9 protein-coding genes are annotated in these 13,925 nt (G+C 59.1%); 4 read left to right on the top strand and 5 right to left on the bottom strand.

The genetic code is table 11. The annotated features are described in order from the left end of the window. Positions 1–22 precede the first annotated feature (22 nt). From MUK72_RS17770 to MUK72_RS17755, 4 genes are all read right to left on the bottom strand, one after another. A complete protein-coding gene (locus MUK72_RS17770; protein WP_244706679.1) occupies positions 23–2,950 on the bottom strand; it encodes a helix-hairpin-helix domain-containing protein in 2,928 nt (975 codons plus the stop codon). Then, positions 2,947–4,326, bottom strand: a complete 1,380-nt coding sequence (locus tag MUK72_RS17765) for a TraC-like domain-containing protein (protein WP_244706677.1) — start codon at positions 4,324–4,326, stop codon at positions 2,947–2,949. The genes MUK72_RS17770 and MUK72_RS17765 overlap by 4 nt, the downstream gene beginning before the upstream one ends. Beyond that, positions 4,323–6,293 carry a TrbL/VirB6 family protein gene (locus MUK72_RS17760; RefSeq protein WP_244706675.1) on the bottom strand — a complete coding sequence of 657 codons (1,971 nt, stop codon included), beginning with the start codon at positions 6,291–6,293 and terminating at the stop codon, positions 4,323–4,325. The genes MUK72_RS17765 and MUK72_RS17760 overlap by 4 nt, the downstream gene beginning before the upstream one ends. A gap of 108 nt (positions 6,294–6,401) precedes the next feature. After that, positions 6,402–6,893: a hypothetical protein gene (locus MUK72_RS17755; RefSeq protein WP_244706673.1), complete on the bottom strand. Its 492-nt coding sequence runs from the start codon at positions 6,891–6,893 to the stop codon at positions 6,402–6,404. A gap of 209 nt (positions 6,894–7,102) precedes the next feature. Between MUK72_RS17755 and MUK72_RS17750 the strand changes: the two genes are divergently transcribed. Genes MUK72_RS17750 through MUK72_RS17735 form a run of 4 tightly spaced genes read left to right on the top strand, consistent with a single transcriptional unit; the run spans position 7,103 to position 12,394 of the window. Beyond that, positions 7,103–7,543 carry a helix-turn-helix domain-containing protein gene (locus tag MUK72_RS17750; protein ID WP_244706671.1) on the top strand — a complete coding sequence of 147 codons (441 nt, stop codon included), beginning with the start codon at positions 7,103–7,105 and terminating at the stop codon, positions 7,541–7,543. 2 nt (positions 7,544–7,545) lie between these two features. Then, positions 7,546–9,312: a DUF7282 domain-containing protein gene (locus tag MUK72_RS17745; protein ID WP_244706669.1), complete on the top strand. Its 1,767-nt coding sequence runs from the start codon at positions 7,546–7,548 to the stop codon at positions 9,310–9,312. A gap of 4 nt (positions 9,313–9,316) precedes the next feature. After that, entirely contained in the window at positions 9,317–11,068 is a 1,752-nt protein-coding gene (locus tag MUK72_RS17740; protein ID WP_244706667.1) for a hypothetical protein, read from the top strand. A gap of 42 nt (positions 11,069–11,110) precedes the next feature. Then, positions 11,111–12,394 carry a DUF4352 domain-containing protein gene (locus tag MUK72_RS17735; protein ID WP_244706665.1) on the top strand — a complete coding sequence of 428 codons (1,284 nt, stop codon included), beginning with the start codon at positions 11,111–11,113 and terminating at the stop codon, positions 12,392–12,394. Between the two features lie 196 nt (positions 12,395–12,590). On the opposite strand, the gene MUK72_RS17730 is transcribed toward MUK72_RS17735, so the two are convergent. Next, positions 12,591–13,796, bottom strand: coding sequence for an IS4 family transposase (locus tag MUK72_RS17730; protein ID WP_244706197.1), 1,206 nt, complete (start codon positions 13,794–13,796; stop codon positions 12,591–12,593). Positions 13,797–13,925: the final 129 nt, after the last annotated feature.

The following is a 13,925-nucleotide window of genomic DNA, read 5'->3' as shown; positions in this document are numbered from 1 at the left end:
GTGCGTATGCGCTGCGCTCATCTCACTCCTCACCTCCCGCACTGTCGGTCACCGTACTCTCCGACAGTTGACCGAGCAGGTCATTCGCACTGGCGGTGATCCGAGCGGCCCGCGTATTGCCGATGCCCTCGACTTCGGTGAGCGTGGTCTGGTCGGCCGCTGCCACGTCCTCGACGGTCTCGAAGCCGTCTTCACGGAGCACGTCGGCCCGATCGCTGCCGACCTCTCGGATGTCCGTGAGCGTGGGCTGACTGTCGGCGCTCTCGGGCGATTGCTCGGCTGCATCGGCGCTCTCATCGGCGTCGGAAGCGTCCGACGGCTGTGGTGCTTCGGGCTGATCGTCGTCGTTCTCGGCGGGTTCGTCACTGCTCTCGGCGTCTGCGGCGGCCTCGTCGCGCTTATCCGTTGTTTCGGGTGATTCGATCACGGACGGCGACCGACCGAGAGTTTTGGCGGCATGCCGCCGGATGAACGTGGCTTTGGGCACGTCGATGCCTTCGACCTCCGCGAGCGCGCTGTTGTCCGCCTCGAAAACGTCCTCAACGCTCTCGAAGCCGGCTGCTCGAATATCGGCGGTCATCCGCGCGCTGATTGTCCCATGAATATCGTTCAACTCGGGATCTTCGACGGAACCGATCGTGCTGTTACCACCGACGACGCCACTCACTGAGTCTTTCAGCCGGCTCGCGATCCCGCCGGATTCCTGGCTGTCGTCCGGCTCACTGGCGTCCGGGTCGCTGGGTTCTGTTTCGACCTTCTCCTCGGTGCTCTCGCCCACCGAATAAGCACTACCGGCACCGTCGCCGGGCATGGTATCAACGTCGGAAACGTCGGTTGTGACCGTCCGGCCGTCGGCAAGCTCGGTTTCCGTTTGCTGCTCGTCGGTCTCGGTCGGCATCGACCACGACCACTCGGTGACATCGCGGCCCGTGCGGTCGGTGTACCCATCGAGATAGGATAGTGGGTCTGAACCGTGGTCGGTCGGGTCGTACTGGTTCATCGCGAACTCTCGGGGATTGAGCTTGTCCGAGAAGTTCACGTCCATCCGATAGCTGCCCTTCTTTTGGGTTTGCAGGAGTGCCTGAGCGGTCGGGTCGCCGGTCGAAGCATCGTCGATATACTGCTGTTCGGACTCGCTCATGTCGAACTCGCCGGCCCAATCTTCGTTCATCTCCTCCAGGTAGTGCCAGATTTTGACCGACATGAGATTCGTCAGCGTGCTCGCGCTCTCGGTCAACTGCTGGCCGCCGTCGTCGCTCTCGGTAAAGAACTCCTCGACCGACTGGGTGGCCGTAATCATCGACAGATCGGAGTGTCGAGAGTGACGGTAGCCCTGTTTCAGCGTCTCTAGCGACGACGAGTTGTGCAGCATGTAGTGGAACTCGTCCATCGCGAGCGCCATTGGCTCGTCACTCTTTTTGGCAAGTTCGAGGACGGCCGTAACCAGCGGCCCCATCATCAGGCCGGCGGTGGTCTCGGACTCGTAGTTCTGCAAGTCGAGATACAGCACGTCAATCTCCTGAAGGTCGGGGATGCTCGTCTCTTGGGAGAGGTGGGCGAACTCGCCGTCCTCTTTCAGCGCGCCGATGTCGTTCTGGTAGATGTCGTTGGCGGTCTTTTGGAGCTCGTCTTTCGAGAGGTCAACATCATCGAGTTCGTCTTCGACGTGTTTCTCGGGGTTACGAATCATCTCCAAGAAGATCGGGAATACGTCGTCGGCGAACGTCGGACTCTCCTGATCGTGAGTCTCGGGATTCTGGGTGATTCCGCGCTCGCGATACGCTTTCTGAATGGCCTTGCGCCACGTCCCCTGTTTGTCCTCGAAAGGAATGCCCTGATAGTCGTAGAAGCTCCGTATGAAATCCATCGCTCGGCGGATCGCGTTGCGATAGGGCGCTTCCTCGCCGATTTCTTCCAGTTTCTCGGCGGCTGTCTCCTCGATCTGGAGCGGGTTGATCCCCGTATCGGAGCCGATCACTACGCGGTCGCCGTCGAACAGCCATGTGAACCCGGCAAACTCCTCTTTCGGGTCGATGATGACGACGGGCATATCGGGATTGCTCATTTTCAGCCGAGAGAGCAGCCGCGTGACGGTCGTGGTCTTGCCCGACCCGATAGTACCCCACACACCGACGTTGAAGCCCGTCTCGCGGTTCTGAAGGTCAAGCACGATCGGGTCGCCCGTGTCCTCGTTGATGCCGAGTTCTATTCCGCCGGGTTCGATGAGATTCCGCGCAGTCCACGGGATGAGTCGCGAGAGACCGTCGCCGGTCATCTTCGTTTTGCCACCCATGAAGTCCTTACAGGCGGGCGCGGCGGTCTGATAGCCGAGTTGTGAGTGGTATTTCAGCGGCTTGGCGTCGGCCGACACGTCCTGCATCCGCGAGCGAATCTGCTTGATTGCCGTATCGAGCGTGTCCGGGTCCGGCGCTCGTACCTCGATATACGTGTGCGAGGTGTAGAGGCCGTATTCGGAGGCCGACACCGTGTTCTGGGTACGTTTGATGTCGGCGTACTCCGTGGCTGCCTCCTCGACAAAGTAATCGGGAATCCACTTGTTTTTCGCGAGGCTCTTGACGCGGCCTTTGAGCGAGTCGGCCGCTCCCGCGAGGTTCCGGTCGGCTTTCCGTTCGTTCTCGCCGGTCAGGTGCGTCGAGAGCGTCACGTCCACCTTCGGCATCGAGAACGACACAACACGATCGAAGAAGCCGTGAGCGGGGATTGCGGGCCAGTCACGGACCTCAAGCGTCTGGGTGTAGTATTCGCCGTCGATCTCGCCGTACTCGCCTTTCACTTCGTCGCCGTCGGTGTGGCGCTTGTACGAATCGGGTGCGAGAGCGGTTTTGTACCGCCACGAGAGTTCGTCGTCGTCGGCCGCGAGGCCCACGAGCACGTCTTCGTTCAACTCGTCTACTGGCTGGTCGTCGGATGTGTCGGCTGCATCACTCATTGTGAATCACCTCGCTGGTCGCTATCGGTCGTCTGTTCGGACTGTTCACCTCGGCTGGCTCCGCCGTCGGTAGCGTGAACGCTCGTCGGTGACGGCGATGGTGTAGACGGTGAGCCGGCACGATCGCGGTTGGTAATGTGGTCGTAGCTCACGTCGTGTGTGGGGTCGCCGGCTTCCTCGTCGCCGGGCACGGGAGAGCCACGGATCGTCTGTGTGAACTCCTCGTGCGCGCGGACGTTCGTTCCCCGGTAGTAGTCCGCGACAACCTCGCTGAACTCCTCGGACGGGAGGACGTTGGGTGTCAGCCCGTCGATGCGGCGTAGCTCTCGTTCGAGGTCGTCGGCCCGGCGTTCGAGCTTGCTGATGAGTGTCGCCGTGTGCTCGTCGGAGTCGGACTGCTGGTAGAGGCGGTATTTCTTGACGAACCACCGGAAAACGGGCACGCTACCGAGACCGCCGGCCTGCGAGGAACGGTCGATCACAGCCTCGCTGGGGTCAACGCTGACGATGATGTAGTGCTCTCGAATGCGCTTGGTATCCTCGTAGAGATTGATCCCAGCCGCGCGCTCGTTGGCAATGTCGGCGAGAATCTGCTGGCGGATCGCATCGACAGTCGTATCCTCGCCCTCGGCGCTCACGAGCCGGTCTGCCTGCGACTGGTACTCGCGGGCGCGGTCTTTCCACTCCGAACGGCGGCGCTCGAAGTTCGCTACGCGGGTCGGGGAAAACCACTCGGCGTCGTAATCGACCGTCCCCTCAAGCGCGTTGGCGACGGCTTTCTCGGCCTTCTCTTTGACATCGGTTGACTCCAGGCGGAGCGCGATTGCCCGAACACGAATACCGGCAATGAGTCCGCCGTCGTCGCGCTCGATGGCGTATTCGCCCCGATAGGGCTTCTTGTGCGCGACGAGTTCCTGCGTTGGCTTGTAGTCGCCCGCGCCGATGATCGGCCAGTCGCGAACGAGTGGTAAGCGTGCGAACCGGCCGAGCAGCGAGTCGTTTTTCGGCTGTTCGAGTCGGCTTTCGTCGGGGGCGCTATCGTGAATCATCTCTTGTTGGTGAGCGTGTCGAGAAACGACTGCCTCGAAGTAGTCGCGGGCGGACATGTCGCCCGGCGATGCGACTGTCGCGAGAATGCCGAGACCGGCGAGCACGGCTGTCGCAACGAACCCGTAGAGTTGGTTCTGGCCGGTCAGAAAGCTCGACGATACCCGGAACATGACCATTGCCGGGATGAGCATGAAGAACAGCCAGACTTTCGAGTAGCCCCACAGCGTGGGGTCTTCGGAGTAATCAGCGAGGATTTTTCGTTCGGTGTCGTCCTCGCTGACGGTTTCGTGGATGTCGTTGATGAGTTGGCGTGGGTTCTGTTTCATTGGTTAGCGAGTTTCTCGCCCATCGTCATTCGCTGAGGATGGTCCTCGAAGTACGATTCCTTCATCGACGAGGGGTTCATCGGGTCCTGATGATTGGATTGCTCTAGATCTCGGACTTGGCCGGCGGTCGTGGTCGAACCACCCGCCGGGTCCATGCTCTCGATCTGCTCGTCGGAAAGCTCGCCGTCGCTCGGCAATCCAGTCGTTCCGCCGTCGGTACTGACTTCGACGGCCTTCTCGGTACGAACACCGGGGCTGGTATCGCCGGTCGCGGTGCCGCTACTGGCTGAGTCGTCGCCGCCCCACCCGAGCTTGTCTTTGGCTGCGCTGGCGCGGCTGGCGGCTCCGGCAGCGGCGGATTTCCCGGCGCGACCCACCTTGCCCGGAACTTGCAGGAACGTGTAGGTCGTGATGCCGGGGATGCTCACGGCGAACAGGAACAGCGCGACTAAGACGAGCATCGAGACGACACCACTCTCGACCGTGAAACTGACGACGGCGGCGGCTTTCAGCAGGATAGCCATCGGAATGACCATCGTGAGCAGGTTGACATATTGCCAGATGATGACGCTCGCGAAGCTCTTGAGCCGACGCCACGGCGAAACGTACAGTAGCAGCAGTAGCACCGGGAATACGTAGGGGAAGAAATACTGAAGCGCGACCCGGCGCAGACCGAGTTCAACACCCAGACTGAAGATGCTCATCAATATCCCACCCGCTCCGACGAAATACGCGCCGATGGCTCCGGCGCTCAGTTTCGTCACATTGCTACCGAGAGCTTCCATCGCTTGCTCGGACGGCCGTAGCCAGACGGTGATGTCGTTGACCGTCCCGTGCATGAGCGTGATAATTGCCCATGACGAGACGTACAACAGCAGAAACGCAGTGAATTTCAGCATGAGATTTTTCGCCTGAAATCGCGACATAAGCGGGTTGACCATCAGCGAGATACCCATGATAATCACCGCTGTTCCCAGCAGGTAGTTCAGGACGGGATAGAGCTTGTCTTTGAGCAGCTGCTCATACAGTGGTTGGAACGGCTCGTTGGTCGGCTCACCGAGAATGTTGTGCCATCCATCGTTTTCTGGCACCGAGGTCGAAAACGCGAGGTCATAGACCTCACCGAGAATAGCCCCGGCCCCCTCGCGCATCGAGTCAGCAAGCGATTTGAGTTTCTGATCGAGCAGGCCCGGAATGTCGATGTCGATCTTCGGGATTGGATCATGCTGTTCGCGCTCGCCGACGTATTCCATGACGATCTGGCGGCGCTGCTTTTTGCGCTCGCTGTTGGCAGCCTTCCCAGCACCGTTCGCACCCGCGATCAACTGCTCGAACTCGTCGAATTTCTTGTTGGTTTCCTCCTTGTTGAGATCGTCCGTCACGATCGACAGCAGAAGCTTGTTCGCGTTGGATTTCTTCTGTTTCGAGAGTTGTTTGTAGCCGAGGTTTTTCGACTTGAACTCGCTGATGATCTGATTGACCGACTCGTTCGACGTTGGCCCCGAATCTCCGTTACCGTTCCCGCTGCCGGCGTTTCCAGCGGAATTACCGTTGCCGTTGCCAGCATTTCCAGCGGAATTGTCGTTCCCGTTGCCAGCGTTTCCGTTCGATCCACTACCACCACCGTTGTTCGCGGCGGCGACCGGCGCGGGGAACGAGCCACCGCTGGATGCTTGGTTGATCTTGTTGATGACGGACTGGGGGCGCTTTTTGATCGTATCCGTGAGACGGGTGCCCGACAACTGAGTATCGACGTTCTGCTTGAACGCGCGCGCGAGGATGTCCACTTTATCGGTATTCTTCCGCATAGCTTCCTGAGCCGCGCCCTTGTCCATCCCCATCACCTCGTTGATCCAATTGCGGAACTCCTGTTTCGTGACAGAATCACCGCCTCCGGCCTGTTTCCCTCCGCTCTGCTGTTGGGCAGCGGCGGGTGGCGCAGCGATAGCTCCGGCGATCGTGCTCACTAACAACGCACTGACGAGCACGATAGCGACTGTGCGGCTGAATGTACTATCCTGATCGTCTGATGGTGAAAATTGCATAATTATGCGAATGGGAATGAACGAGGGTGTTTACTCGCCGCCCCCGCCGCCACCGCCGGTACACTGAGCGTCGAGGTTGACATCGGTCGCTTGGTCGGCGAGATCGACTAGTGCCGGGCCGATCACCAGGAACAGCACCCCGACGATGACACTCCCGACGAGGGCGTTCCCCCAACTGTTCGTCCCGCGCATGGGGATCATCTTGAGCACGCCAGCAACGAGCACCATCGAGACGATTATCGTCCCCGCTCCTTGCGTAATCATAGAATGGATGTCGCTCAGAAACGACAGCGGGCCAGTATCACAGCTGACCTGAGCGGCTGCGGGACCGGTGAATACCAACATCAGCCCCATCGAGAGCAGCGACAGCCGCCCCTTGCGGGAACTGATTGTTTTCTCGCCGAGACGTTCGAGACCGATGAACGACCACCCGGCGAGCGCTGCGGGGATGGGAGCCCTCCGATAGGCGACCTGTTTGAGCGATGCGACCTGATTCTGAACGTCTGCGAGCGTGTCTGACATGGGTTATTTCGGGCATCTTCGTGAGTGATGCCGTTAGAACACCTCACTTCCACATAAAGAAAAAAATAGAGAAGTGTCTCTGGCTAAGAAAATTTGAATGGAATTACAATAATTGAGTAAAGTAAAGATATATTTCCTTTGCCAGAGACACGACGCTCTATTTACTCCTTTATTCAGCAGCGAGGGAGAGTATGGGAGATTCAGATACCATGACTGGAACTGAGATCACACCACTGGCCGAGCAAAAAGAAATCACCGAGATATTTCGTGAACCCTCTCCCGCTCAAGAGGCTCTTCTGTTAGTGTTCAACCTGCAAGAATCACACGTCCGCGCGTATGTCGCCGTGGTCGAACATCCTGAAAGTAGGGTTGATGACATCGCCGAGGTGGTTGATCGGCACCGTCGCTATGTTGCGAAATCGCTCCGTGCATTGTTCGATGCCGATCTCGTCGCTCGTGAGCAGCGGACGTTCGACTCGGGCGGCGTTGGATATGTTTACTGGCCGGTTGCCCCTGAGACGGTGAAATCTCGCTTTCAGAACGAACTGCGGGAATGGCTGACCGACGCACAAACTGAAATTAGCAAGATCGACCGGCGGATTGAGGACGACAGTGACTCGCTATGTTGCGATTCTGAGAGCGAGGAGTGAGCATGAATAGACAAGGACATACTGGCATGACACTGCTCGCGTTCGCACCGTTGGCGTATCTGCTCGCGAGCGACGGCAAACTTCTGCTCGCGGGCGTGTGCTGGCTCGGGATTCAGGCGGTCGAACCATTGCCCGATCGTGATTTCCACGTGCCCGGACTGAACCATCGGGGGGTCAGTCACTCGCTGCTGGCCGTGCTCGTCGTCGGGGGCGTGCTCGGCGGGATCGGCTGGTTAATCGGTGGGTTCGGCTTTGATTTACTGTATAGCCTGCTCACGACGCTCGTGGACATCTGGGACTGGGTACTCGGCTACCTGCCGGAGCTTTCGACGGCGTTCATCACGGGCCTCATCCCGAACCTGCCGCCGGGCGAGATCGTCACGACGCTCCAACAACAGGCTGGCGGAAGCGTGAATCGCTGGTCGTTCGCGCTGTTCGGGTTCGTGATTGGTGTCTATGGTGTGGTCGCGCACCTGCTCGGCGACGTGATTACCACTCAGGGTATCAGACCGTTCCTTCCGTTCTCACGCTGGAAACTCTCGCTCTCGCCGTTGCGGGCGGACAGTCCGACAGCGAACTCCGCGCTGTTCGGTGCGGGAATGGTCGCTATTGCGGTCGTGGTCGTTCTGACCGTCCCCGGACTGCTCCTTGGTGGCGGGCCTGCTTCACTCTCGCCGGTCGGTGTTGCCGACGCTCAAGGGACGATTCCGCAGCCGACCGACACCCCACAAGCAAACGCGACGAACACGACCAATGCGACGGTCGAACTCGACAGTACGAACAACACGACTGCGACGAACGCAACCATTGCCGAAGCGACTCTTCCCGATGGTGGATTTGTCGTCTTGCACGGCGAAGGATTCAATCAGAGTGGGACACTCAGAGGCACCGAGATCGCCGCGTCGGGCTATCTCAAACCCGGCACGCACCGGAACCTCACTCTCCCGGTCGGGCAAGGCGTTCCGGGTGGCTCGAACGTCTCGCGATTGAACGATACCAGGACGAACCTCTCGCTGGTTGCCTATCGAGACACGGATAACGACTCACAATTCGGGTATATTGCCTCGAAAGCTCGCAACGACACGCCCTACGAAACGGCCGAGGGTAGGCCGGTGTCCGATACGGGCACGCTCGTTTTCGAGAGTAACGTCGAACGGGTCGAACAGCAATCACAGCCAGCAACGGCAGCGCTCTCGTTTGCCGATCAACAGCTCCAACAGCGTGACGGGAATGCCAGCGTCGTCGTACGGAACGTCTCGCTGGCCGAAGGCGGGTTCATCGGGATACATACAGCGAGCTTCCTGCCGCCGCTCCAGAACCCTCTCGACAGCGTTCTCGGCCACTCACAGTATCTCACGGCCGGGAACTATACGACTGTCACCGTCCGATTCCCGTCCGACTCGCTAGCAGGGAATCAGACGCTCGTTGCGGTGCCATATCTCGATACGAACGGCAACCAGCGCTACGATTACACCCAGCGTGGTGGCGAAACCGACTATGCGTACATCGAACAGCGGAACAAATCGAGGGTTATCATCAACGATACCGCTGCTATCGGGGTTCCACAACCACTCCAAGCAACATCGGTTGCGTCGCCCACAACCTCGGATAGATCGGGTGAGGAAACGATCGAAGGGAACGCAACCAGCGGTGCCGAGGGCGAGCAGAACGGTCTGCTCGGCGGGAACTCGCTGCTGTACGTCCTCGGTGGCGTGCTCGCTGTGGTGGTCGTGCTCACCGCCATTGGCCGGCTGACGCGGAGGGGCTGATTCAATGGCAACAGCACCCTATTCAGACCCGAGTGACGGTACTCAATCGGGAACGCTCACCCGCCGACAGTTCCTCATCGGGGCTGGCGCAACCGCCGCGATGGGTGCTGCTCCACTCGCTGCGTCCGACCCGGTCCGTGCTGCCGATCGGGGTGGTGCTCCGGCGGACATCCACGGCGGGGCACAAATCAGTCTCGACGGCTACCATGAGCTAGCCAATTCCGAGCGATTGCAGCAAAAGAAGGGCAATGACTTTCAGTTCGATCAGCGCGTCGATGCAGTCAAAGATCTCGGCTGCGATCCCAACGGTGGGAAACCCGTACAGGACACGCTGAACAGCAAGATCGAGGACGGAATGCTCGTCGTGTTCCCTGCGGGAACCTATGCGGCGACCGGCAGGATCAATCCCGATGCTAACCGCTTCGGGATCGTCGGTAAGGGCTACCAGGAGGCGACCAAACCGCCGAAACCGGGCGGGGAAAGCGTCGTCTTCAAGATGAAAGCCGGCTCGCCGATCAAGCTGTTCAATATCGGCGCGAAAGAAGCTCTCATCGGGAATTTCGTCATCGACCAGCGGAAGGACGGAGAGATGGCTGGGGTCACTGCACGGTCGTCTGGGAACGTCCGTGTTCGCGACGTTCGCACAGTCGGAGCGCAAACAGCCGTCGGGAATGGCGATAGTACACCGTTCTTTTTCGAGCCGTTCGCCAGAGGTGGCGATTCGCTGATCGTTTTCGAGCGGTGCGTGGCAAGAGGCGGTGGGATTCCCGGGACGAAAAACATCGGCGGATCGGCTGGTGTCGGTATCTTCCAGCGGAACGGCGAAACAGGCCGTATCGTGCTCAAAGATTGCATCATCGAGAACATGCCCGATAACGGCGTGTACGGTGCCCGGACGACGGCGGAGGTCATCGTGCTCGGTGGTCTCTATCGGAACAACGACGTTTCGCAAGTCAGAGTGAACGGTGAGGCACGGGTCGATGGCGTCACGATCGTCATTGACGAGAAAAACTACACGGGCCTCAAGAGCAAGGCGAACGCGAACGAGCGGGGACCGGGCTGGCCGGGAACAAACGGTCTCAAGCTCGAAACGGACTCGACAGGAGCGGTGAGTGGTGGGACAGTTGTGAAAAACTGCGATCTGCGGGCCAACTCTGTTGCCGACGCCGAGCAAAGCAACCTCGGCGGGGTAGTCAACTTCTTTGCCAGCGCTGGCGCTGCAACGCTGGACAACTGCCGGATCACGAACAACGTCGCCAGCACGACAAGCATCATCGCGAGCAACCCGAGCAGCGCACCGAAGCAGGTAGCGATCACGGTCAAGAACTCGGTTATCCAGGGCAACGGCGCGGGCCAGAACGCGGCCGTGAACATCAGCAGCCGCCCGCGCTCGATCGTCAAAAACACCTGTCTCAGCTATCCCAACGCGAGTAAAGACGACATCAAGGGCGCTGGCGCGTCCAACGTGAGCTTCGGCCAGCAATGTGAGAGCGGGGCTGGCCTCAAAGCACCGGAGAAGGTCGGCAGCGCTGGCAACCTGAGTTCGCTGCCTGCGCCGAGCGTGAGCTACAATGGGACTGGTGGGGGTGCTGCCCGCCGCCGGAAGAAAAAGAAAGGACTGGTGAAAAAGATCATCACGACTGTCTTCGGCGGGTTCCTCCTGATTGTCTTCCTATTCCTCGGAGCGATCGCGCTGATCGTTGTGGGGGCGCTGGCCGGCTTCGGCACACTCGCGGCACTTCTCGGCGGCGAATGAATGGCTTATCTCATCCACAATCAGATCGAACCAAACGACACCATGACTGACTCAAACCGATCCACGACGAATCGGCGACAGTTCCTCGCAGCGGGTACGGCGGCCGGACTTGCGCTGCTGGCCGGCTGCGGGAGTACCACCGGCAGTAACAATACGACTGCCACGTCGACGAGCACGCCGATCCCGACGACGAGTGGCCCTGCACAGTTCGGACGTGCAGCGCTGCTCGGTCCCTCGACGGTCACGCTCGGTGAATCGTTCCGGCTCACGCTTGACGTTGCGAACGTTGGCGGCGAAACCGGCACGCTCACCACGAACATCCGGGTTTCAGACGGTCGAAGCATCCTCGATCAGCCGATCGAACGGACGATCGACTCCGGTGAGCGGGTGAAAATACAGACGGATCCGATTCAATTCGACGTTGCCGATAGCTACACGTTCAGCGTCGGTATCTCGAAGGTGAGCCATACCGTCACCGTTGAACCGAAAACGGCCGCTTTCGGAACGACGTTCGACCTCTTGGACACGCTCAAAGCGACGGTCAAGAGCATCGACTTCCAGCCAGCGGTACTCTACTCACCGTCGGGAGGTAATCAGACGCTCCTTCAGCAGCCGTCCTCGAACCGACTGCTCGCGGTCACTCGTGTCGATCTCGAAAACGTCGGCTCACAATCGGCCTCTCTCGACGGCGAGTTTCAGCTGACAAACGGTGAGCTGCGACGGACGCTCGGGACCAATACGCCGCTGAGTGCGGCGAAGATCGACGGTAAACCTCTGAGCGACGTGCAACTGTCGGCGGGCCAACAGCGCTCGGGCTGGTTGCTCGGAGAGATACCGCGCTCGACAGCCCGCAAAGCGGTCTCGATCATCTACCAGCGCGATAGTACCGGGACTTCGCCGGAACTCAAGTGGACCAACACGCCACAGCAGGGCACGCGCGACCTCCCGCAATTCGCCATCGAGAGCTTCCAACTGCCGAATGAAGTGACGGAAGGCGAGAGCGCCACGGCGAACGTAACGATCGCGAACAAGGGCAATTCGACGTGGACGTTCCGAGGGCTGATCGAATCGCGCACCGGCAATAATGGGAACTGGGGTGGGGTTGCGCCGATCACTACGCAGGTGCGGCCCGGCCAAAGCATCCAGCAGAACGTATCCATCAACAGTTCCGCGGACGGTACGGTTTCGTACCGACTCGCACCGTTCAATCAGACGAAAACTGTCGAATACGTGCCGCCAACGGTCGCATTCGGACGTTCGTACACAACGACAGAAAACGTCAAAGTCACGGTGAGCAACCTTCAGACCTGTTGCGTTCTAAGTTGATAAAGCCACGGCGAGCGAGGCCGCTGTGAGGAGCACTGGAACAGGTGCGTAGACTGCGCAAGCTCAGCCGAATGTGAACAAATAGATGGAAAACAGAGAGATACGTCGTTTCAGGCCCAAAGAGCGAAGAAAACTACGGCTCTGGCGACAGCCGTCGCTGGCCGCCGACGGCTGTCGCTGGTACCGTGTGATGTGATCAGCCGAACGAAGTCAGCGTCTCATTCCAGTGCGTCCGGACTTTCTGGATTGCACGCGCCACGCCACCCTTGATCGGGTGGCGTTGGCGCAGCCACTCCACGAGCACGTATCCAATCAACGCACAGAACAACTCAAACAACACTCCGTTAAGCGATTTCGAGTGGAAATTCTCAACGTTCAGATATTGTTTGAATTCACGAAACAGAATCTCGATCATTGTCCGGAGGGTGTAGATACTGATCACGTCAATGGGATCGTACGCTGACGACGCCAGCGTCGTCAGGTACTGAATCTCTTCTCCATCCGGCGTTTCCAAAACGATACGACGAAACTGTTCACCGGTCTCAGCCAGTTCGATTCGTTCATCACGAATCTGTCTCGTTCCGTCCTCGTTAGTGACCTCGACGTTCTGGAGCGCGTCCAGAACGTCGAGACGGGCGTTTGACTGGAGTAATGTGACAAAGTCATCGTCGCTGTGCTTGATTTCACAAAACCGGCGATAGCGCGTGTATCCGCGGTCAAAGACCCAGATGACCGAGTCGAGATCTGCGAAGACCTCGACGTCGTCTTTGAGGTGGTCGAACTGCGGACTTTCGTGGGTTTCACCTTCTGTGACGGTTGTCCCAAGCGGATGCTTGTGTTCACCGTCTACACGCGCGGCGCAATGCAGTTCGAGTCCACCGTCGTCTACGTCGATTTCATAGACGTGCTCGTCGTCTCCGACAAATTCGTCGGAGACGACAACTGAGCGGGTGAGTTCGAGATTCGTCGCGTCGACAGCAATTACCCCTCGTGTAAGCCATTCCAGACGTTTTCGCTGAACAGCACGCTGATGATACAGCTGTGGTGTATGGAGTAACGCGAAGAGGAGTCGAACGACCGCGCGGTAGTCGCGGTCGTTCGTGAGTTCGGAGAACCGTGACTCGGGCATTTTCTCAAGAGAGTCATCAACGGCGGTCTTATCGGCGAGTTCGGAGAGGGAACTGGATGGATCAAGTCCTTCCCGAATAGCGACTTTGAGGTGGTTATCGAAGTCGTGTGTCTCGTTGTGGATGCCGATATCGAACTCCTCAGCAATGGACTCGCTGTCGCCTGCGGCGAGCAGCGAGTACAACTTATCAGCGACAGTTTCGACAGAGTTGATGTTGTTGGCGTCCGTTGCATCCGGTGACGGCCTATCTGCCGACTTAGAGATCACAGACATCAGGCCGTCACTACCGGCTCACGCCGGTTTTAAATAGTCGAAACGCCACAGCTTCAGACAGCGCAATCGGTGCAGTTCTCGGGCAAGGATTTTCGACGCACGCCTGCATCCGGTAAGCGCTTCGTACTG

It is taken from the genome of Halococcus dombrowskii (assembly GCF_022870485.1).
GTDB lineage: Archaea > Halobacteriota > Halobacteria > Halobacteriales > Halococcaceae > Halococcus > Halococcus morrhuae.
The sequence above is the reverse complement of the archived record's forward strand: the minus strand, read 5'-3'. Positions and strand labels throughout refer to the sequence as shown.

Excerpts from the sequence above, each read along its gene's own strand:
- MUK72_RS17730 (WP_244706197.1), bottom strand. The coding sequence starts at position 13,796 with ATGTCTGTGATCTCTAAGTCGGCAGATAGGCCGTCACCGGATGCAACG.
- MUK72_RS17765 (WP_244706677.1), bottom strand. The coding sequence starts at position 4,326 with ATGAAACAGAACCCACGCCAACTCATCAACGACATCCACGAAACCGTC.
- MUK72_RS17735 (WP_244706665.1), top strand. The coding sequence starts at position 11,111 with ATGACTGACTCAAACCGATCCACGACGAATCGGCGACAGTTCCTCGCA.
- MUK72_RS17750 (WP_244706671.1), top strand. The coding sequence starts at position 7,103 with ATGACTGGAACTGAGATCACACCACTGGCCGAGCAAAAAGAAATCACC.
- MUK72_RS17740 (WP_244706667.1), top strand. The coding sequence starts at position 9,317 with ATGGCAACAGCACCCTATTCAGACCCGAGTGACGGTACTCAATCGGGA.
- MUK72_RS17770 (WP_244706679.1), bottom strand. The coding sequence starts at position 2,950 with ATGAGTGATGCAGCCGACACATCCGACGACCAGCCAGTAGACGAGTTG.
- MUK72_RS17745 (WP_244706669.1), top strand. The coding sequence starts at position 7,546 with ATGAATAGACAAGGACATACTGGCATGACACTGCTCGCGTTCGCACCG.
- MUK72_RS17755 (WP_244706673.1), bottom strand. The coding sequence starts at position 6,893 with ATGTCAGACACGCTCGCAGACGTTCAGAATCAGGTCGCATCGCTCAAA.